Origin of the sequence: Streptococcus suis, assembly GCF_002964045.1 — a bacterium.
In the GTDB taxonomy this organism is placed as follows: domain Bacteria; phylum Bacillota; class Bacilli; order Lactobacillales; family Streptococcaceae; genus Streptococcus; species Streptococcus suis_U.
Genome location: NZ_POPB01000330.1, coordinates 30,276 through 49,848, shown reverse-complemented (window position 1 = coordinate 49,848; position 19,573 = coordinate 30,276). Strand labels below are relative to the sequence as shown.

At 43.1% G+C, this 19,573-nt stretch carries 20 protein-coding genes and 2 pseudogenes; 21 read left to right on the top strand and 1 reads right to left on the bottom strand.

All coding sequences use genetic code 11. From position 1 onward, the window contains the following. Positions 1–286: 286 nt before the first annotated feature. The 12 genes and pseudogenes from C1E99_RS06775 (at position 287) to C1E99_RS06720 (ending at position 12,741) form a co-directional block, all read left to right on the top strand. Complete coding sequence (locus C1E99_RS06775; RefSeq protein ID WP_105207054.1) at positions 287–2,014, top strand: ABC transporter ATP-binding protein; 1,728 nt, start codon at positions 287–289, stop codon at positions 2,012–2,014. Beyond that, positions 2,014–3,753 (top strand): ABC transporter ATP-binding protein, encoded by a 1,740-nt coding sequence (locus C1E99_RS06770; RefSeq protein ID WP_105207053.1) that lies wholly within the window; start codon positions 2,014–2,016, stop codon positions 3,751–3,753. The genes C1E99_RS06775 and C1E99_RS06770 overlap by 1 nt, the downstream gene beginning before the upstream one ends. A gap of 141 nt (positions 3,754–3,894) precedes the next feature. Then, positions 3,895–4,452 carry a carboxymuconolactone decarboxylase family protein gene (locus C1E99_RS06765; RefSeq protein WP_105207052.1) on the top strand — a complete coding sequence of 186 codons (558 nt, stop codon included), beginning with the start codon at positions 3,895–3,897 and terminating at the stop codon, positions 4,450–4,452. Between the two features lie 361 nt (positions 4,453–4,813). Beyond that, the gene (locus tag C1E99_RS06760) at positions 4,814–5,515 is read left to right on the top strand and encodes an N-acetylmannosamine-6-phosphate 2-epimerase (RefSeq protein ID WP_105207051.1); all 702 of its coding nucleotides are present in this window, start codon (positions 4,814–4,816) and stop codon (positions 5,513–5,515) included. Positions 5,516–5,571: 56 nt separating this feature from the next. Beyond that, complete coding sequence (locus C1E99_RS06755) at positions 5,572–6,882, top strand: ABC transporter substrate-binding protein (protein ID WP_105207050.1); 1,311 nt, start codon at positions 5,572–5,574, stop codon at positions 6,880–6,882. A gap of 154 nt (positions 6,883–7,036) precedes the next feature. Then, entirely contained in the window at positions 7,037–7,924 is an 888-nt protein-coding gene (locus C1E99_RS06750; protein WP_024380549.1) for a carbohydrate ABC transporter permease, read from the top strand. 13 nt (positions 7,925–7,937) lie between these two features. Next, positions 7,938–8,768 carry a carbohydrate ABC transporter permease gene (locus C1E99_RS06745; protein ID WP_105207049.1) on the top strand — a complete coding sequence of 277 codons (831 nt, stop codon included), beginning with the start codon at positions 7,938–7,940 and terminating at the stop codon, positions 8,766–8,768. A 29-nt stretch (positions 8,769–8,797) separates the two neighbouring features. Continuing rightward, entirely contained in the window at positions 8,798–9,253 is a 456-nt protein-coding gene (locus C1E99_RS06740) for a YhcH/YjgK/YiaL family protein (RefSeq protein WP_105207048.1), read from the top strand. Between the two features lie 32 nt (positions 9,254–9,285). Beyond that, positions 9,286–9,945 (top strand): YesL family protein, encoded by a 660-nt coding sequence (locus C1E99_RS06735; RefSeq protein WP_105207047.1) that lies wholly within the window; start codon positions 9,286–9,288, stop codon positions 9,943–9,945. Beyond that, positions 9,942–10,862 carry a dihydrodipicolinate synthase family protein gene (locus C1E99_RS06730; protein WP_105207046.1) on the top strand — a complete coding sequence of 307 codons (921 nt, stop codon included), beginning with the start codon at positions 9,942–9,944 and terminating at the stop codon, positions 10,860–10,862. Before C1E99_RS06735 ends, C1E99_RS06730 begins: the two co-directional genes overlap by 4 nt. Before the next feature lie 9 nt (positions 10,863–10,871). Then, complete coding sequence (locus C1E99_RS06725) at positions 10,872–11,762, top strand: ROK family protein (protein ID WP_105207045.1); 891 nt, start codon at positions 10,872–10,874, stop codon at positions 11,760–11,762. An 8-nt stretch (positions 11,763–11,770) separates the two neighbouring features. Next, positions 11,771–12,741, top strand: a pseudogene (locus tag C1E99_RS06720) (alpha/beta fold hydrolase). An 8-nt stretch (positions 12,742–12,749) separates the two neighbouring features. Here C1E99_RS06720 and C1E99_RS06715 read toward each other — a convergent pair. After that, positions 12,750–13,571, bottom strand: coding sequence for a MurR/RpiR family transcriptional regulator (locus C1E99_RS06715; protein WP_105207044.1), 822 nt, complete (start codon positions 13,569–13,571; stop codon positions 12,750–12,752). 99 nt (positions 13,572–13,670) lie between these two features. On the opposite strand from C1E99_RS06715, the gene ybeY reads away from it, so the two are divergent. From ybeY to secG, 9 genes and pseudogenes are all read left to right on the top strand, one after another. Further along, positions 13,671–14,168 carry an rRNA maturation RNase YbeY gene (ybeY, locus tag C1E99_RS06710; RefSeq protein WP_105207043.1) on the top strand — a complete coding sequence of 166 codons (498 nt, stop codon included), beginning with the start codon at positions 13,671–13,673 and terminating at the stop codon, positions 14,166–14,168. After that, positions 14,149–14,550: a diacylglycerol kinase family protein gene (locus C1E99_RS06705; protein WP_105207042.1), complete on the top strand. Its 402-nt coding sequence runs from the start codon at positions 14,149–14,151 to the stop codon at positions 14,548–14,550. Before ybeY ends, C1E99_RS06705 begins: the two co-directional genes overlap by 20 nt. Before the next feature lie 16 nt (positions 14,551–14,566). After that, positions 14,567–15,466, top strand: a complete 900-nt coding sequence (gene era, locus C1E99_RS06700) for a GTPase Era (RefSeq protein ID WP_105207041.1) — start codon at positions 14,567–14,569, stop codon at positions 15,464–15,466. Positions 15,467–15,838: 372 nt separating this feature from the next. Continuing rightward, on the top strand, positions 15,839–16,276 hold the full coding sequence (locus C1E99_RS06695; RefSeq protein ID WP_105105288.1) for a GNAT family N-acetyltransferase: 438 nt from the start codon (positions 15,839–15,841) through the stop codon (positions 16,274–16,276). A 267-nt stretch (positions 16,277–16,543) separates the two neighbouring features. Beyond that, positions 16,544–17,167, top strand: a pseudogene (gene mutM / locus C1E99_RS06690) (DNA-formamidopyrimidine glycosylase); the annotation flags it as partial. Beyond that, positions 17,160–17,756: a dephospho-CoA kinase gene (gene coaE / locus C1E99_RS06685; protein WP_105207040.1), complete on the top strand. Its 597-nt coding sequence runs from the start codon at positions 17,160–17,162 to the stop codon at positions 17,754–17,756. The pseudogene mutM and the gene coaE, both read left to right, overlap by 8 nt. After that, complete coding sequence (locus C1E99_RS06680) at positions 17,749–18,957, top strand: multidrug efflux MFS transporter (protein WP_105207039.1); 1,209 nt, start codon at positions 17,749–17,751, stop codon at positions 18,955–18,957. The genes coaE and C1E99_RS06680 overlap by 8 nt, the downstream gene beginning before the upstream one ends. Next, positions 18,954–19,103, top strand: a complete 150-nt coding sequence (gene rpmG, locus C1E99_RS06675; protein ID WP_105207038.1) for a 50S ribosomal protein L33 — start codon at positions 18,954–18,956, stop codon at positions 19,101–19,103. The genes C1E99_RS06680 and rpmG overlap by 4 nt, the downstream gene beginning before the upstream one ends. Before the next feature lie 46 nt (positions 19,104–19,149). After that, a complete protein-coding gene (secG, locus tag C1E99_RS06670; protein WP_105207037.1) occupies positions 19,150–19,383 on the top strand; it encodes a preprotein translocase subunit SecG in 234 nt (77 codons plus the stop codon). Positions 19,384–19,573 lie beyond the last annotated feature (190 nt).

The following is a 19,573-nucleotide window of genomic DNA, read 5'->3' as shown; positions in this document are numbered from 1 at the left end:
AATATCAGAGTGGCCAATGCCCGAAGCTAAGAACTAGGCTCTTTCTAGATACTTTTCATTTTTTTATCAGTTCGATTGTTTTTACTTGACAAAGGGCTTTACATATCAGTTTTTCTTTTATTACTTCGTTAACTCGCCTTGTCTAACTCTAGTTATGCCTGCGGCTCGTTGCCTAGTACTAAAAGTAAACTAAAAGACTATATTGTAAATACGATTAGTGGCTAAAACTTTTGACTTAGGCAAAAACGATAAATTGTGCATACAGTTTCTAAATGAAAGGAGATTTATGTTTCGATTGATTTTGGATTATGTCAAGCAACACAAGTGGCTCTACTTGGTAGTTGTTGTGACTTTGATTATTTATGATGTCACCCTCTTGATACCGACACAGATTATTCAGAGGATGGTGGATATTCTCACCAAGAACGGACTGACTGAACAAGTTTTGATACAAGAAATGTGCCTTTTGCTCTTGGTGACTTTTCTCAACTATGGGATGGGCTTTATTTGGCATTTGAAACTTTTTCAGGCTTCTGTCAATTTCAAATTTGATATGCAACAGCGGGCCTTTAAAAAGATGGTCACCATGAGGACGCCCTTTTATGAAAAATTTCGGTCTGGCGATGTCATGACCCGTTTTTCGACGGATGTCGATGGTCTGATGGAGATGGTTGGCTACGGACTGATGATTGTGGTCTATGCAGGTGGAATGTTAGCCTTTATCATTCCGACCATGTTTTTCATTGACTGGTGGATATCATTTTTGGCTATTTTGCCTATGATATTCATGGCGGTTGCTATCTTTTTCATTGGCCGTAAGCAGGACCTGGCTATTGATGCCAACCGAGATGCTGTTGCCCAGCTGAATAATGAAGTCTTGGAAGTAGTTGAAGGCATTCGGGTAACCCGTGCCTATAGTAAAAAATCGGCTCAAAAGGCTCAATTTCAAGCCCGTACCAAGGCCTTGGCTGAGGGTGGGAACAGGATTACCTCATTGCAGTCCATCTACAACCCCTTGGCAACAATTTGTTTAGGTCTTTCAACTATTCTGGTACTGATTTTAGGGGCTGAGGCAGTAAAAGCCGGTCAACTAAGCCTGGGTCAGGTCATTGCTCTTCAACTCTATGTTAGTTCCCTTCTCGAACCTTTCTGGACCCTGGCGGATTTCATCTTAGTCTACCAGACGGGCAAGACTTCCTTTGAGAAGTTGCAGGAGCTGATTGAGACGGGCGATGACTTGGAGGAGGATGGCTCTAGGGAAATAGCAGAGCTGGATAGTATTTCTTTCAAGAATTACAGCTTTAGCTATCCACAGGCTGAAAGACCAAGTTTACAGGAGATTAACTGGACCTTGAAAGCGGGTCAGACAGTCGGGATTGTTGGTAAGACGGGCTCTGGTAAGACCAGCCTAGTTAGACAATTTTTAAGACAGTACCCGGTGGGACAAGGAGCATTTGAGGTCAATCAACAGTCTGTCCTCAACTTCAAACGCTCAAGCCTTGAGCAAAAAATTGGCTATGTCCCACAAGAGCACATTCTCTTTTCAAAATCAGTTGGGGAAAATATTGCCTTTGGTAAGCTAGATAGCAGTGTAGAAGAAATTGAGGCAGCCATCGCAACAGCAGCCTTTACCAAGGACTTGGAGCGGATGAGTGATGGCTTAGACACCATGATTGGTGAGCGGGGTGTGTCTATTTCTGGCGGGCAGAAGCAACGGATTTCCATTGCGCGTGCCTTCCTGCGAGAGCCAGACTTGCTCATCCTAGATGATTCTCTGTCGGCAGTCGATGCTCGGACAGAACGTCAGATTATCCAAAATATTCAAAAAGAGCGTGCAGGTAAGACCAATGTCATTGTGACCCATCGCCTTTCTGCTGTCAACCATGCGGACTGGGTGCTGGTTTTGGACGAGGGGCGGATTGTCGAAGAAGGACGACCTGCTGATTTACTAGCCCAAGAAGGCTGGTACTATGAACAATATCAACGGCAACAAAGCCAGGAAGGAGGAGAGTAATGAGAGTTTTAGGTTTTTTATTGAAGCAAATCGGTCGTGTTAAGGGGCTCTTTGCACTTGCTGTGGTCTGCTATTTGGCTGCATCCAGTCTATTGCGCTTTTCTCCCCTCCTCATCCAACAAGCCATAGATGGGCCAATACGGGCCTTGAGTGAGGGGCAGGCTTTTCAAGAAGCCGAATTTTTACAGATGACTGCCCAGTATGTAGCCATGGTTGGTCTGGGTGCCATTGGAATTTACCTGTCCATGCGGCTCATGATGTATTGTGCCAATAGAATTGCGGAGGACTTACGCAATCAGGCTTACGATGTCATGCAAGGCTTGCCTATTTCCTATTTTGATGATAAGCCGGCTGGTAAGATTGCCACCCGTATTGTCAATGATACTGAAACCTTGCGCAATCAGTTTTACGGGACCCTGGTCAATGTTTTCAATAGCTTTGTACGTTTGCTTTTCACCTACGGTATCCTTTTTTATCTGAATCCAAGTTTGGGTTTGGCTCTCTTGTTGCTGATTCCGGTCTTCATAGGCATTCAATTTGTCTATAAAAAAATGACAGATAAGCCAATGAAAGATTTCTATGATGCTCGTAGTGAAGTTAATACCCAGGTCAATGAGACCATGAACGGAGCTAGCCTTATCCAACTTTACGGACAGGAAGAGAACATGTTGGCAGAGTTTGAAGCGACAGCTGATAAAATGCGGCGGGCTGACAATCAAATTATTTGGGCTCAATCCAGTGCAACTTGGACCTTGACAGAGTTTTTGAAATTCTTGGTTTTGACGGGGATTTTGACAATAGTCGGTTATCAATTTTTACAAGGCCAATCCAGTCTATCACCGGGTAAGTTATTTGTGTATATTGATTACATTGAAGGGATTTTCGTTTCACTAGGGGCCTTGGTCAAACAGTTTCCTAATGTCCTTCGTTCCATCGAAACGGGCAAGCGTTTGATGGGCTTGTTGGGAGAAGAGTTGGAAGAGGATGCGGAGGCAACATTGCCACTTGAAGATGGACAGGTTATCTTTGATCATGTGTATTTTAGCTATGAAGAAGGTAAGCCAGTCTTGAAGGATATCTCCATTCGAGCAGAGAAGGGAGAAACGGTAGCTCTAGTTGGTCATACAGGTTCTGGAAAATCATCCATTATGAACCTCCTTTATCGCTTCTATGATCCCCAGGAGGGCAGGGTTCTGCTGGATGGGAAAAACATCCGTGACTTTTCTCGTGAGAGCCTGCGCAGTCACATGGGCATTGTACTTCAAGATCCCTACCTCTTTACGGGGACCATTGCTAGTAATGTGGCCATGAATCTAGAAACGATGGACAGGGATGCGGTATTGGATGCCTTGGAAAAGGTTGGTGCTGGTCCCATGTTGGCTCGTTTGGAGAAGGGGATTGATGAGCCTGTTGTTGAAAAAGGTTCGACCTTCTCTAGTGGGGAACGCCAGTTGATTGCCTTTGCCCGCACTCTGTACTCCAATCCTAAAATTCTGATTTTGGATGAGGCAACTTCTCACATTGACACGGAAACAGAAGAAATTATCCAACACGCCATGGAAGTGGTTAAGGAGGGGCGTACCACCTTTATCATCGCCCATCGTCTGTCAACCATTCAAAATGCAGATCAGATTCTAGTCTTGGATCAAGGGCGAATCGTTGAACAGGGGAGACATGAGGAACTGATTGAACAAGGTGGTATCTATGCTCATATGCATGAGATACAGTCTAAGGTGTAGATCTACTAGATAATAGGTAATCCTTATTGTGTTGATAGGTAAAATATATTAGCAAACAACCTTTTCTTATGGTAGTATAATCCTATATCACTGAGGTCTGAGTAATGATTCTTAGTGAAATAGCAAGAAATGGAGTATCCTATGACACAAGCATTTTTCCCTATTCAAACCTTGGACACTGTTCGACCTGATTTGAAAGAAAATTTAGAGACGGTCAAGAAAAATAACGGGGGCTATATTCCAAACTTGATTGGACTTTTAGCCAACTCTCCATCAGCCTTGGAAACTTATCAAACTGTTGGAGACATAAACCGTCGCAACAGTTTAACAGCGACTGAACGCGAAGTGGTACAGATTACAGCAGCAGTTGCCAATGGATGTGGCTTCTGTGTAGCAGGTCATACTGCTATATCTATCAAGCGGATTAAAATGCCAGACGAAATTTTACAGGCCCTTCGTCAGGGAACACCAATCGAGGCTGATGCGAAATTGGATACATTAGCTCGATTTACTCTGGCAGTCATCCAAGAAAAAGGTAAAGTAGGCGACCAGTTGCTAGAAGAATTTTTCCAAGCAGGCTATACAGCAGAAAATGCTTTGGATGTTGTACTGGGAGTTAGTCTTGCAACCCTTTGTAACTATACAAACAATTTGATTAACACACCGATCAATCCCGAATTGCAACCCTATGCACTTTAGAGCCGATATTCACAGTTCAAAACATCTTACCATATGAAACTAGATCAGTTAGAGTGATGCTCTGGCTGATTTTTTTGTATGGTAATACTCTTCGAAAATCAAAATTATCCGTTGTCAACTTGCCTAGATGAACTTGAGTTCTATCGTCGGCTTCGTTTCCTAGGCTACTTTTGATTTTCATTGAGTATAAAACTAGTTTTAAGAATAGGAAACATTTTAGAAACTAGTTTCAAAAATGTCGTTTTTTGTAAAAAGAAAGAAAGTAGATTTTATGTATAAAAAACTATTGAAAAAATATCAATATATTATATAATAGTTTTGTAAGCGCTATCTCGGATCCGATAATAGAAAGGAGAATGGAATGGCTACCATTAGCAAGGAAGTCCTAAAGGAACAAATAAAAGATGGCTTGATCATTTCTTGCCAGGCTTTACCAGGTGAGCCTCTCTATCGGGAGGAAGGGGGCATAATGCCATTACTGGTTAAAGCAGCAGAAGAGGCAGGAGCAGTTGGAATTCGAGCAAATAGTGTCCGAGATATAAAAGAAATAAAGGAAGTTACAGACTTACCTATTATCGGAATTATCAAAAGAGATTATCCTCCACAGGAACCTTTTATAACTGCGACAATGAGGGAAGTTGATGAACTGGCAGCCTTAGATATTGAAGTGATTGCCTTGGATTGTACCAAGCGTGAACGGTATGATGGGCTCACAATCGTAGACTTCATCAAACAAATAAAGGAAAAATATCCAAACCAACTCTTTATGGCAGACATTTCAACCTATGAAGAGGGGATAACGGCCTATGAGGCTGGAATTGATTTCGTTGGGACAACCCTTTCTGGCTATACTTCTTACAGCCGGCAGGAAGATGGTCCAGATATTGAGCTGGTTGACCGCCTCTGTCGAGCGGGTATTGATGTCATCGCTGAAGGAAAAATTCATTATCCGGATCAAGTCAAAACCATCCATGATCTAGGTGTTGCAGGTATCGTTGTTGGCGGGGCTATTACCCGACCAAAAGAAATAGCAGAGCGGTTTATCCGAGTGTTGAAACAATAAATAAGTAGTCTAAGCACCCATTGGGGTAAGCAAAATAATAAAAAAGGAGAAGTATGATGAAAAAAATCATGCAATCATTGTTGGCTGGTGCAGCAATCTTGTCACTAGCGGCTTGTGGTTCTTCTACAAGTAATTCGACTGCAACCTCTTCTGAGTCTGCAAGTTCAGGTAAGACAGAGATCACTTGGTGGGCCTTCCCAGTCTTCACGCAAGAAAATACAGAAGATGGTGTTGGTACCTATGAGCAAAAAATTATTGCTGCTTTTGAGGAAGCAAACCCAGACATCACTGTAAAATTGGAAACCATCGACTTTACATCTGGTCCTGAAAAAATTACAACTGCTATCGAAGCAGGTACTGCTCCAGACGTCCTCTTTGATGCACCAGGTCGTATCATTACCTATGGAAAAAATGGCAAATTGGCTGAGTTGAATGACCTCTTCACAGATGAATTTGTCAAAGATGTGAACAATAATAACATTATTCAGGCATCAAAAGCTGGTGATACAGCCTACATGTACCCACTAAGCTCTGCTCCGTTCTACATGGCCTTTAACAAAGCGATGTTGAAAGACGCAGGTGTGCTTGATCTTGTCAAAGATGGCTGGGCTACTGACGACTTTGAAAAAGTGATCAAAGCTTTGAAAGACAAGGGCTACAACCCTGGTTCCCTCTTCTCTAACGGTCAAGGTGGCGACCAAGGTACTCGTGCCTTCTTGGCAAACCTCTACAGCGGAAGCATCACCGATGAAGGTGTAACCAAATATACAACTGACTCAGAACAAATGATCAAAGCCTTGGATAAGGCAGCTGGCTGGATAAAAGACGGCTACATGATGAATGGTTCACAATATGCAGGTGGCGATGACATCCAAAACTTTGCGAACGGCCAAACATCTTACACTATCCTTTGGGGTCCTGCGCAAAATGGTATCCAAGGACAATTGCTAGAAGCATCAAAAGTAGAAGTGCTTGAAGTACCATTCCCATCTGAAGATGGGAAAGCAGCTCTTGAGTACCTTGTAAATGGCTTTGCAGTCTTCAATAATGGCGACGAAGCACGTGTAGCAGCAGCTAAGAAATTCATCCAGTTCATCGCAGATGATAAAGAATGGGGTCCTAAGAACGTTGTTCGTACAGGAGCATTCCCAGTTCGCACATCATTTGGAGCACTCTATGATGATGAGCGCATGGCAATGATTGAAGAGTGGACTCAATACTACTCTCCATACTACAACACCATTGACGGCTTTGCTGAAATGAGAACTCTTTGGTTCCCAATGCTTCAAGCTGTATCAAATGGCGAGAAAGAAGCAGAACCAGCTTTGAAAGAATTCACTGAACAAGCAAACGCAACGATTAAATAAATGAATTGAATGAGGCTCCTTTTCTCTGTCAGCTATTCAATAGATATGGAAAGGGAGCCATTCCTTTAATGCTTAATGAAAATCAAAAAAATTTTCATCACTTATTTTGGTTTTCAATGAGTTTTGTTACAAGATTAGAATGGAGGTGTTCTAAGTGCAGATAAATAAGATTAGAATGCGGGAAACGATTGTATCCTATACCTTCTTAGCTCCTATTCTCATTTTCTTCACCATTTTTGTACTAGCTCCAATGATTATGGGATTTGTCACCAGTTTCTTTAACTATACCATGACAGATTTCACCTTTGTTGGACTAGATAACTATGTACGGATGTTTAATGATCCGATCTTTATCAAATCTCTGATTAACACATTGATTATCGTGGTTGGGTCAGTGCCAGTTGTTGTTTTCTTTTCAGTCTTTGTCGCTTCGCAGACCTATGAAAAGAATGTCATCGCTCGTTCCTTCTACCGTGCAGTTTTCTTCCTGCCTGTTGTAACGGGTTCCGTTGCTGTAACGGTTGTTTGGAAATGGATTTACGATCCCCTATCGGGTATCTTGAACTTCGTTTTGAAATCTGGTGGCCTTATTGAACAAAATATCAGTTGGTTAGGGGATAAACAGTGGGCCTTGTTAGCCATCATCATTATCCTCTTAACAACTTCAGTTGGTCAGCCGATTATTCTTTACATTGCAGCTCTTGGGAATATTGATAATTCCTTGGTAGAAGCTGCGCGTGTGGACGGTGCCAACGAACATCAGGTTTTCTGGCAAATCAAATGGCCAAGCCTCTTACCAACCACTCTTTACATCGCAGTTATTACAACCATTAACTCCTTCCAGTGTTTTGCCCTTATTCAGCTCTTGACCTCAGGTGGACCTAACTATTCAACTTCCACCCTCATGTACTACTTGTACGAAAAAGCCTTCAAGTTGTCTGAGTATGGATATGCAAACACCATGGGTGTTTTCCTGGCAGTCATGATTGCACTGATTTCCTTTGCCCAATTCAAGATTTTGGGTAACGATGTGGAATACTAGAAAGGAGGAATTTATGAAAAAGAAAACCATTACACCCTTTGGTGTTATTTCAACGATTACCTTGCTCTTGTTGACCATCCTTTTCATCTTCCCTTTCTATTGGATTATGACAGGGGCCTTTAAGTCACAACCGCATACTATTGTCATTCCACCTCAGTGGTGGCCAACCCAGCCAACACTGGAAAACTTTACTAAATTGACAGTCCAGAACCCAGCTTTGCAATGGCTTTGGAACTCAGTCTTTATCTCCTTGGCGACCATGATTTTGGTTTGTTCAACATCCTCTCTAGCTGGTTATGTCTTGGCTAAAAAACGTTTCTATGGACAGCGGATTTTGTTCTCAATCTTTATCGCTGCCATGGCTTTACCTAAACAGGTTGTGCTTGTACCTCTGGTACGGATTATCAACTTTATGGGTATTCATGATACCTTAGCAGCGGTGATTCTACCACTAGTTGGCTGGCCATTCGGGGTTTTCTTGATGAAGCAATTCTCAGAAAATATTCCGACAGAGCTCTTGGAATCTGCTAAGATTGATGGATGTGGTGAGCTGTCAACCTTCTGGAATGTTGCCTTTCCGATTGTCAAACCAGGTTTTGCAGCCTTGGCTATCTTTACCTTCATCAACTCTTGGAATGACTATTTCATGCAGTTGGTTATGTTGACTTCACGTCAGAATTTGACCATTTCGCTAGGTGTTGCAACTATGCAGGCTGAAATGGCAACCAACTATGGTGTTATCATGGCGGGAGCGGCAATGGCTGCAGTACCAATTGTTACTGTCTTCCTTGTCTTCCAAAAATCCTTTACTCAAGGTATCACCATGGGAGCAGTTAAGGGATAAGAATCTGGTTAATTCATGGAGATAGAACTATGATTTATGATCATATTGACAATTGTTCACAATATAAGGGACTACATCCCAACTTGGATCTTGCCTTGGCTGTTTTGGAAAAGGGTGATTTTCGCGAGCAGGACCTAGTCAGGTATGAAATAGCTGGTCAAGATATCTATTATTTCCTTCAGGAAAATACCCTCTCTGAAGAGTTCAAGGAGGAATTTGAATACCATCGTTCATATGCAGATATCCATTTTGTTATCAGTGGACAGGAACAAATTTCTTACGGTTGTCGTCTAGTTGGAGAAGATACTGGTTTTGATCCAGCAAGTGATATCGGTTTTGTTCCGAGTGAAAAATGGGTGGATTGCCTACTTGATGGGAATTACTTTGCCATTTTCCTACCTGGTGAGGTTCATCAGCCAAACCAATGGGCAGGTGGACAAAAGACTGTCCGCAAGTTTGTCATTAAAGTCTTACTAGACGATTAGTTTTCAACTAAAATAGAAAGGGGAAGATGTAAATGAAAGGAAAGGGTGGTAGAACACTGGTTCAGTCCTTGTTTGATGTCCATCATCCGGCTTGGCAACTGGTAGAGAAAATCTTCGATTTAATGCTCTTAAATAGCTTAACTGTTTTGGCAAGTCTCCCTCTTTTTACCTTGGGAATTGCCAAACTAGCCCTTCAAGCTAGTTTATGGGACATGCATGAAGAGGGGAAAGTCAAGGTCTGGTCGACCTACTGGGGTCATTTTGGTCGCCAGTGGAAACAGGGCTTGGTCTTGTCGCTGGTAGAAATTGGGCTAACGACATTTTGCCTCTTGGATCTATATCTGATTTGGGGACAGGCTGGTCTGGTATTTGACAGTTTTCGTGCAAGCTGTATTGCCATCCTGCTCTTTAGTCAGCTACTTTGGGTCTATATCTACCCGTTAGCCAGTCGATTTGATTTGCAGTTGAAAGACTTATTCCTAAAAGGAATTTTATGCCTGGGGAATATGTTGTCCTTGACCGCTATGGTTGGTCTGGTCTTTCTACTTGTAGCTGCTTTCCTCTTTTATTCAGACCTGACATTTTTAATCGGTCTGGTTTGTCTGCTATTTTTTGCCTATGCGGGCCTATCCTTTCTATTCATTAGAGAGTTTGGTTCAAGAATAAAAACAGTTAAAAAGGAATTAGAATGAAAGATTTATCGAAATATCATGGTATTATCCCAGCCTTTTATGCCTGTTATGATGAGGCTGGTGACATTAGTTCAGAGCGTGTAAAAGCTCTAGTTCAGTATTTCATTGACAAGGGAGTTCAAGGGCTTTATGTCAATGGTTCGTCTGGTGAATGCATTTACCAGAGTGTAGCAGACCGCAAGCAAATTCTTGAAGCGGTTATGGAGGTTGCCAAGGGCAAATTGACCATCATCAACCATGTGGCCTGCAATAATTTGAAGGACAGTGTGGAACTCGCGCGCCATTCGGAAGAATTGGGTGTCGATGCAATTGCAGCTATTCCACCGATCTATTTCCGTTTGCCTGAGTACAGCATCGCTGCTTATTGGAACGGCATTAGTGCAGCTGCACCAAATACAGATTTCATCATCTACAACATTCCGCAACTGGCAGGTGTGGCTTTGACGCCTAGTCTGTACAAGGAAATGTTGAAAAATCCACGCGTGGTTGGGGTGAAGAATTCTTCTATGCCAGTTCAGGATATTGATACTTTTGTTAGTCTAGGCGTTGAAGATTATGTGGTCTTCAATGGTCCAGATGAGCAATTTCTCGGCGGTCGCCTTATGGGGGCTAAGGGAGGAATTGGTGGTACCTATGGCTCAATGCCAGAACTCTTCCTACGACTTAATCAGTTAATTGCTGACAAGGACTTGGAAACAGCCCGTCAATTGCAGTCAACCATCAATACAATCATTGGTAAATTGGTGTCTGGTCATGGTCATATGTATGCTGTCATCAAGGAAGTTATCCGTATCAATGATGGCTTGGACATTGGCTCTGTTCGGGAACCTCTAACGGCTCTGACAGAAGCTGACCTTTCCATTGCTCAAGAAGCGGCTCAGTTGATTCGGGATGCCAAGGAAAGATTTGGTGCCTAGGAGGTGTCTATGAAAACCTATCTTGCTATTGATATCGGCGGAACCCAGATAAAATATGGCCGCCTAGATGCAGCAGGTCAGATTTTAGAAAGTTACAAGATGGATACGGAAGCTCACAAGGGTGGTCCGCATATCCTTGCGACAGTCAAAAAACTAGTAGCAGATTTTCATGCTCAATCTCCACTTTCAGGTGTAGCCATTTCCTCAGCAGGGATGGTCGATCCTGATAAGGGAGAGATTTTCTATTCAGGGCCGCAGATTCCAAACTATGCTGGAACCCAATTCAAGTCTGAAATTGAGTCAACTTTTGATCTTCCTTGTGAGATTGAAAATGATGTTAACTGTGCAGGGCTGGCAGAAGGGATTTCAGGAGCAGGTCAAGATTGCCAGATTAGTCTTTGTTTGACAATTGGTACAGGTATTGGTGGCTGCTTGCTGGTGGACGGTCAAATCTTCCACGGCTTTAGTAATTCGGCTTGTGAGGTAGGCTACCTTCATCTTTCTGATGGCGCCTTCCAAGACCTGGCTTCAACTACGGCTCTTGTACAAGAAGTGGCTCGCCTGCATGGTCAGAATCCGGCAGACTGGAACGGCTATAAGATTTTCCAAGAAGCCAAGGCTGGAGATGCCCACTGTATTGCGGCTATTGATCGCATGGTCAACTATCTCGGCCAAGGCATTGCCAACATCTGCTATGTAGCCAATCCAGAAGTGGTTATTCTTGGTGGTGGTATTATGGCGCAAAAGGATTATCTCTTTGAGAAAATCCAGGCAGCCCTTAAAGAAAACTTGGTTTCTAGCCTAGCAGACAAGACCAGACTTGCCTTTGCAGAGCATGAAAATGCGGCTGGCATGCTGGGTGCCTTTTATCACTTCCAACAGAAGCAAGGTCTGGGTTAGGAGGAACTATGATTGATACAATGTCTCTGCAGGAGATGCAGGAATACCGAGGTCGCCATGAGGTGCCAGAAGATTTTGATCAATTTTGGCGGGATGAAAAAGATAAGCTAGGAGGCTTGCCTGATCATCAATTTGTGGACAAGGAGTGTGGCCTGGATCAGGTAACTTGTTCAAGCTTGTGGTTTGAAGGGACCAATGGTTCCAAGGTATTTGCCAAATGCCTCTTTCCCAAGTCTAATCAGCCTGTTCCTGTTCTCTTTTACTTCCATGGTTACCAAGGACAAGGTCCTGATTGGACAGAGTTACTCAAGTTTGTCGCAGCGGGATTTGGTGTTGTTGCCATGGATGTTAGAGGCCAGGCGGGGCATTCTCAAGACCACGGCCACTTTGATGGGATGACTGTCAAAGGCCAGGTTATTCGTGGGATGTTGCAGGGGCCTGACCACCTCTTTTACAAGGATGTCTACTTGGATGTTTATCAACTGGTGGAAATTATTGCCAGCCTTGACTTTGTGGACAAGAAGCGTCTGGTTTCTTACGGAGGATCCCAAGGCGGAGCCTTGGCCTTGGTTGCGGCAGCTCTCAACCAACGGATTGGAAAACGGTGGCTATCTACCCATTCCTTTCCGATTTTAAACGGGTGTTGGAACTAGGAAACACTAGCGAGGCCTATGATGAACTCTTCCGATATTTCAAGTTTTCTGATCCATTTCACCAGACAGAAGATGCGGTTTTACAGACCTTGTCTTATATCGATGTGAAAAACTTGGCGCATTTGATTTCCTGTCCTGTTGCTATGGTGACAGGCTTGGAGGACAGTGTCTGTCCACCTTCTACTCAATTTGCCATTTACAACCGACTCGCAGGTCCAAGAGAAATGAAAATCATGCCTGACTATGGTCACGATGCCATGCATGTCCAGGTCAATGACTATGTCTTTGACTATTTACTGGGAACAAGTTTTTTTGAACAAAAATAAGGCACTACTTAAATGGTAGTGTCTTTTATCGTATGTTTAAAAATGGTTTCTTTTCTTTCTTTATCTATAGCCAAAAAGTAGGCGTAGATAATGTCCAACATAATCAATAATGGAATTTGTGGCGAAATACGGTTGCCATAATTAAGGTGTCGGACAGAGGCAACAGGAATAATTTGGTCATAAGGTGCTTGTTGAAAAGATTTTGTCGTCAAGAGGGCGGTTGGTATTCCTTTTTGACTCGCAAGGAGCAAGTGTTCCATGACTTCCTCGGTTTGTCCAGACAAAGAAAGGCCGATAACCAGGCAGCTAGTATCCAAAATATTAGTTGTCCAGATGAGATTGTTTTTATCAGTAATAGCATCACAAACCACACCAAGTCGTGTAAATCGAGACTTGATTTCCATGGCAACCAAGCCAGAACTGCCTATTCCGTAAAAATAGACACGCTTGCTGCTGTCAATCAGTTTGGCAATTTCTTCTAATTTTTCCTCATCTACCAGTTTATTGGTAGCAGTTAGAATTTCTTCGTAGTCTACCAAGACTTTTTTTGTTAAGCTACGCTGCAATTTTTCAAAATGATGGTCCAAGTATTCTTGGTTATTCTGAAAGGCAAAGACAAATTCTCGATAACCGGAAAAACCACATTTTTTAGCAAATCGGGTCAGAGCAGATGGAGAAATGTGGAGTTGTGAGATGGTATATTCTTGGCTAAGGTCAGCGCTTGCAGGGTCTAACTGAGTGAAATAACTGGCAATTTGTTTTTCTAATTTTGTCATCTGGTCCATATGAGACTCAATGATGGCTGTTATATGTTTTGGAGTTTGTAACATGTTGCATACCTCTGTTAGCTTCTGAGGATATTATATCATTAAAAAAACCTCATTGATAGGTTTTATGATATAATGGAATCGTAAAAGGAATGTAAGATTATGTATATAGAAATGATTGATGAAACAGGGCAGGTTTCTGCTCAAATGCAGGAGCAGATTACAGAATTGCTCCAGTTTGCTGCTAAAAAAATCGGAAAAGAAAATAAGGAAATGGCTGTGACTTTTGTGGACAATGCTCGCGTCCATGAGGTCAATTTGGAATACAGAGGAATTGACCGTCCCACTGATGTTGTCAGCCTAGAGTATAAGCCAGAGTCAGAAATTATCTTTGATGAGGAAGACTTATTGGACAATCCTGAGTTGGCTGAAATGATGGAAGATTTCGATGCTTTTATTGGTGAATTGTATATTTCCATTGATAAGGCGCGTGAGCAAGCTGAAGATTATGGTCATAGCTACGAGCGCGAAATGGGCTTTTTAGCTGTACACGGTTTTCTGCATATCAATGGCTATGATCATTATACGCCAGAAGAAGAAGCAGAAATGTTTGGTTTACAAGAAGAAATTTTGACGGCCTATGGACTTACAAGAGAATAATTCAAAAAATCGCTGGAAAAACCGAGAATTGATTGCTAGTCTAGAATTTGCAGTAACGGGTCTGTTTACGGCATTCAAGGAAGAACGCAATATGAGGAAGCACCTTGCTTCAGCTATCCTTGTTGTGCTTGCAGGGCTTATTTTCCAAGTATCTGTGACAGAATGGCTCTTCCTCTTGCTTAGTATCAGTCTGGTTATCGCTTTTGAAATTGTGAATTCTGCTATTGAGAATGTGGTGGATTTGGCGTCAGACTATCATTTTTCTATGTTGGCAAAAAATGCAAAAGATATGGCAGCAGGGGCAGTCTTGTTTGTGTCAGGATTCGCCTTGTTGACAGGGCTGATTATCTTTGTACCGAAAATTTGGGACTTTATTTTTTAGAAGTTAAGGAGAATACATGACATTTAAGTCAGGTTTTGTGGCGATTTTAGGTCGTCCAAACGTTGGGAAATCAACCTTTCTCAACTATGTAATGGGGCAAAAAATTGCCATCATGAGTGATAAGGCTCAAACCACCCGTAATAAGATTATGGGGATTTATACGACTGAAGAAGAGCAGATTGTCTTCATTGACACACCAGGAATCCACAAGCCCAAGACGGCTTTGGGTGACTTTATGGTGGAGTCTGCTTACAGCACCCTTCGTGAAGTTGATACGGTCCTCTTTATGGTGCCAGCCGATGAAAAACGAGGCAAGGGTGACGACATGATTATGGAACGGCTTAAACAGGCCAAGATTCCAGTTATTTTGGTGGTTAATAAGATTGATAAGGTTCATCCAGACCAGCTTTTAGAACAGATTGATGATTTCCGTCATCAGATGGACTTCAAGGAAATTGTGCCAATTTCTGCTACCCAAGGGAACAATGTCAACCGCCTTATGGAAATTCTCAAGGAAAACTTGGATGAAGGCTTCCAGTATTTCCCAGCGGACCAAATCACAGACCACCCAGAACGCTTCTTGGTGTCTGAGATGATTCGTGAGAAGGTCTTGCACCTGACCCGTGAGGAAATCCCGCACTCTGTGGCAGTTGTCATCGAGTCTATGAAACGCGATGAGTTTACTGACAAGGTTCACATTCGTGCGACGATTATGGTTGAGCGTGATAGCCAGAAAGGCATTATCATCGGCAAGCAAGGGGCTATGCTCAAGAAAATCGGCTCCATGGCCCGTCGTGATATTGAATTGATGTTGGGCGATAAAGTCTTCCTCGAAACCTGGGTCAAGGTCAAGAAAAACTGGCGAGACAAAAAACTCGACCTCGCCGACTTTGGATATAATGAGAAAGAGTATTAATAAGGTTCGGGGAACGTGATCGACGTTTCTCACATCATTCGACCATAATGATGTGAGAAACTAGTAAGTCGCCTAGGCAATTCTGCTGGGAATTGCCGTAAGTTGAGTAGCTTTTCAAAGCACTCAACTTTGGCGAGTTGAACCCGAGCTTGAAAACTGGAGAGCGAGGTAGTCCGGGGGAGTGAAACAGTCTGGGAATAGACTGTTTCAGCTGGTCACCTAAAAATGCGAAAGTGACCATGTGAAAACCCGAGCTTTAAAATTGTAGAGCGAGGTATTCTGGTGTGGCTTGTCTCACCAGAATAGAAATGAATCAATTTCAAGCGTGAAGCACCACTTTTGTGGTGTTTTCCGTAGTTACGGTGAGATATTATGACGATTAGAGCAGTTAATGAACAGACTCTTTCTATCTGGGCTTCTTTTGCAAGTCAGGTTTGGCAGACAAAAGAGCAAGTTTTGATAGAAGAATTTTCAAATAATGAGTTTCCTTTTGAATTTTTGTATTACTCTCAAAGTGAGGAGCCGATAGCGTGGATTAGTTTGTCGCTTCGCCACGACTATGTAGAAGGATGCCAGGCGAGTCCAGTTGCCTATTTAGAAGGGATTTTTATTAGCCCGAATTACCGTAGTCAAGGGATTGCGAAAGAACTGTTGAATTTTGCTGAGCATTGGGCTAAAAGTCAAGGGATATGCCAACTAGGATCTGATGCGGAACTGGATAATCTACTGAGCCAGAATTTTCATATCAAACATGGCTTCCGAGAAGTTAGCCGAAACGTTCACTATGTTCGAGATTTGAATAGTGAATAAAAGTATGTTTATCAAAAATTTAGTTAAGAAAGGAAAGCCGATTAGGCGTTGTCTTGAACTCGCCTAGGCCTCTTTGAAAATCACAACCGTGACCTAGGTGCCACTGCACCGTTGGTCAGGTTTCTATTTTTCTTTTATTTTGTAATTTTGTTAGAAAGGACGAGTGTTTGCGTACTTGAACCCGAGCTAAAAGCTCGGAAAATAGATAGAGCTCCTTGTGTGCAAGCCACACAGCGTCGCTCTCCTAATTTTCAGTCGCTTTTTACGCTCTTGTCCCACTTGCGAATGGAGGGCAAGTACAATTTCTTTCCAGAACAGGTGCCTGCCAACAAGCACTTCCATGCCTTTTTTACTTTTTCAGATGGCTCGACCTTGGTTTATCAGGATGTCCGCAAGTTTGGCACAATGGAACTGCTGGGCAAGGCAGATGTGGATGCCTATTTTATCAGTCGAAAAATTGGTCCTGAGCCGACGGAGGCGGATTTTGACTTAAAAGAATTTGCAGTCAAGTTAGCCAAGTCGAAAAAGCCCATAAAAGCTCATCTCTTGGACCAGTCCTTAGTGGCTGGTTTGGGCAATATATATGTCGATGAAGTCTTGTTCAGAGCTCAAGTCCACCCTGCTCAAGTCAGTTGTCAGTTAGCAGCAGAGCAGGTAACTAGCCTCCGTCAAGCCACCATAGCAGTCCTGCAATTAGGTATCGAAAAAGGTGGTTCAACCATTCGGACCTATAAAAATGCCTTGGGCATGGATGGGACCATGCAGGATTATTTACAAGTTTACGGAAAGACAGGACAGGCCTGTCCCCGTTGCCAGACGGAGATTGTCAAAATCCAGTTGGGCGGACGGGGGACACATTTCTGTCCCAAGTGTCAGGTGAAAAATGGCTAAAGTTATCGGAATAACAGGGGGCATCGCCTCTGGAAAATCAACCGTTACAGCTTTTCTGAGAGAACAAGGTTATCCAGTCATTGATGCGGATGCGGTTGTTCATGAATTGCAGGCTAAGGGTGGCAAGCTCTATCAGGTCTTACTTGCGGAGTTTGGGGAAGCTATCCTGTCAGCTGATGGCAGTCTAGATAGGGCTAAGCTGGGTCAGGCTGTTTTTGCGGATAGCAAATTGCGGGCTCGTTTGTCTGTCTTGCAGGACCAAATTATCAGGCAGGATCTGTTAGACAGAAGGGATGCTCTCAAGCAGACCGAGGATGTGATTTTTATGGATATCCCCCTGCTCTACGAGGCGGATTATAGCGGGGAAGTGGATGAAGTTTGGCTGGTCTATGTCGATAGAGCGCAGCAGTTGGAACGGCTCATGAAACGCAATAGCTTGTCCGTTCAAGATGCGGAAAATCGGCTGGCAGCTCAGCTTTCTTTAGAGGAAAAACGGATCAGGGCTCAGATCCTTATTGACAATAGCGGAGCGGTTGAGGCGACTTTGGATCAGGTTGCCGCACTTTTGGAGGAAATGAAAGATGGATGAGGCTAGTCATTACTGGCAGCGAAATTTGAAGGTAGCTTGGTTGGGCAACTTCTTAACGGGTGTCAGCTTTACCTTGGTCATGCCCTTTATCTCGGTCTTCGTAGAGGAGTTGGGAGTGGGAGCGGGTCAGGTGGAACACTATGCAGGGCTGGCGGTGTCGGCCAATGCCTTGGCAGCAGCAGTCATGGCACCAATCTGGGGAAGTTTGGCAGACCGCTATGGACGTAAGCCCATGATGGTAAGAGCGGCCTTTGCTATGATTTTTACCATGGGTGGTATGGCCTTTGTGCCCAATGTTTTTTGGTTGATTGTCCTGCGTGTCCTGAACGGAATGTTTACAGGCTATATTCCTAATGCAACAGCCTTGATTGCCAGTCAGGTACCTAAGGACAAGACAGGCTATGCTCTGGGGACCTTGTCAACGGGTGCGGTTGCTGGAAACTTGATTGGACCAACGCTTGGTGGCTTTTTAGCAGAATTGGTTGGGGTCCATGCTGTCTTTCTCTTAGTTGGCTTGCTTTATGCCCTGGTCGTAGTACTGACCATTTTTCAAATTCGAGAGGACTTCAAACCATTGACAAAAGAAGACCAACTGTCCATTTCAGAGGTTTTTGCACAGGTCAAGGACAAGCAGATGTTGGTTGGACTCTTTGTGACCTCGATGGTTATCATCGCAGCGGCTCAGGCTGTGGTGCCGATTCTGACTCTCTATGTGCGGCATCTGGGCCAGACAGACAATCTCCTTTTTGTAGCTGGCTTTATCATTTCCTTGCCTGGTATGGCATCGCTAGTGACATCAGGATATCTTGGGAAAATAGGTGATAAGATTGGTAATCATAGACTATTGCTAATGGCTTTGGTCTATAGTCTGCTCATCAACATCCTATGTGTCTTTGCTCAAAATCCCTTCCAACTAGGTCTTTTGCGGTTCCTCTATGGATTTGGAACGGGGGCCTTGCTACCTTCGGTCAATTCTCTTTTGACAAAGCTGACGCCTAAGGAGGGGATTTCCAGGATATTTTCTTATAATCAGATTTTTAACAATATGGGGTCTGTTATCGGGCCCATGTTGGGGTCAAGTGTAGCAGGTCAACTGGGTTATGATTGGGTATTTTATTTGTCCAGTGGCCTGGTCTTGTTCAATTTACTTTGGTCCTTGACCAATTTTAGAAATTACTTGAAAGTAAGGGATGTTTCGTGAGAGTTAAAATCAATTTGCAATGTACGGAGTGTGGAAGTAAAAATTACTTGACTAGCAAGAATGCTAAAAATCACCCAGATAAAATTGAAGTCTTAAAATACTGTCCAAAAGAGAGAAAAGTAACCCTTCATCTTGAAACCAAATAGGTATTGTGGTATAATATGCTAAGTTATTGTAGAAAGTGAAAAAAATATGTATCAAGCATTATTAACAATTCTGTTGATTTTATCTGTTATTTTGATTGCAGTGATTTTTATTCAACCAGCTAAGAACCAATCTAGCAATGTCTTTGACTCAACTAGTGGTGCTTTGTTTGAGCGTACAAAGGCGCGTGGTTTTGAAGCGGTTATGCAACGTATTACAGCTATCCTTATTTTTCTATGGATGTTGGATGCGCTAGCACTTGTTATCATTTCAAGTAGATAGATAAATCAGACTGGGACTTGTTCTTGGTCTATTTTTTTGGGAGTGGGCCAGAACTCGACAAGTATAAAGAGTTCGTCTGCCCACCCCCGCATAAGTTGAATAGGTATGGTTCGGAGCGTTACGCGAACTATTGAGATTTGCTTTGCAAATCCTATCTCCCACCTCCAACAATCATTTGATTGTTGGAGCA

What these genes read in the sequence shown, in the direction of transcription:
- C1E99_RS06775 (WP_105207054.1), top strand. Translation starts at nt 287, where the DNA reads ATGTTTCGATTGATTTTGGATTATGTCAAGCAACACAAGTGGCTCTAC.
- C1E99_RS06770 (WP_105207053.1), top strand. Translation starts at nt 2,014, where the DNA reads ATGAGAGTTTTAGGTTTTTTATTGAAGCAAATCGGTCGTGTTAAGGGG.
- C1E99_RS06765 (WP_105207052.1), top strand. Translation starts at nt 3,895, where the DNA reads ATGACACAAGCATTTTTCCCTATTCAAACCTTGGACACTGTTCGACCT.
- C1E99_RS06760 (WP_105207051.1), top strand. Translation starts at nt 4,814, where the DNA reads ATGGCTACCATTAGCAAGGAAGTCCTAAAGGAACAAATAAAAGATGGC.
- C1E99_RS06755 (WP_105207050.1), top strand. Translation starts at nt 5,572, where the DNA reads ATGAAAAAAATCATGCAATCATTGTTGGCTGGTGCAGCAATCTTGTCA.
- C1E99_RS06745 (WP_105207049.1), top strand. Translation starts at nt 7,938, where the DNA reads ATGAAAAAGAAAACCATTACACCCTTTGGTGTTATTTCAACGATTACC.
- C1E99_RS06740 (WP_105207048.1), top strand. Translation starts at nt 8,798, where the DNA reads ATGATTTATGATCATATTGACAATTGTTCACAATATAAGGGACTACAT.
- C1E99_RS06735 (WP_105207047.1), top strand. Translation starts at nt 9,286, where the DNA reads ATGAAAGGAAAGGGTGGTAGAACACTGGTTCAGTCCTTGTTTGATGTC.
- C1E99_RS06730 (WP_105207046.1), top strand. Translation starts at nt 9,942, where the DNA reads ATGAAAGATTTATCGAAATATCATGGTATTATCCCAGCCTTTTATGCC.
- C1E99_RS06725 (WP_105207045.1), top strand. Translation starts at nt 10,872, where the DNA reads ATGAAAACCTATCTTGCTATTGATATCGGCGGAACCCAGATAAAATAT.
- C1E99_RS06715 (WP_105207044.1), bottom strand. Translation starts at nt 13,571, where the DNA reads ATGTTACAAACTCCAAAACATATAACAGCCATCATTGAGTCTCATATG.
- ybeY (WP_105207043.1), top strand. Translation starts at nt 13,671, where the DNA reads ATGTATATAGAAATGATTGATGAAACAGGGCAGGTTTCTGCTCAAATG.
- C1E99_RS06705 (WP_105207042.1), top strand. Translation starts at nt 14,149, where the DNA reads ATGGACTTACAAGAGAATAATTCAAAAAATCGCTGGAAAAACCGAGAA.
- era (WP_105207041.1), top strand. Translation starts at nt 14,567, where the DNA reads ATGACATTTAAGTCAGGTTTTGTGGCGATTTTAGGTCGTCCAAACGTT.
- C1E99_RS06695 (WP_105105288.1), top strand. Translation starts at nt 15,839, where the DNA reads ATGACGATTAGAGCAGTTAATGAACAGACTCTTTCTATCTGGGCTTCT.
- coaE (WP_105207040.1), top strand. Translation starts at nt 17,160, where the DNA reads ATGGCTAAAGTTATCGGAATAACAGGGGGCATCGCCTCTGGAAAATCA.
- C1E99_RS06680 (WP_105207039.1), top strand. Translation starts at nt 17,749, where the DNA reads ATGGATGAGGCTAGTCATTACTGGCAGCGAAATTTGAAGGTAGCTTGG.
- secG (WP_105207037.1), top strand. Translation starts at nt 19,150, where the DNA reads ATGTATCAAGCATTATTAACAATTCTGTTGATTTTATCTGTTATTTTG.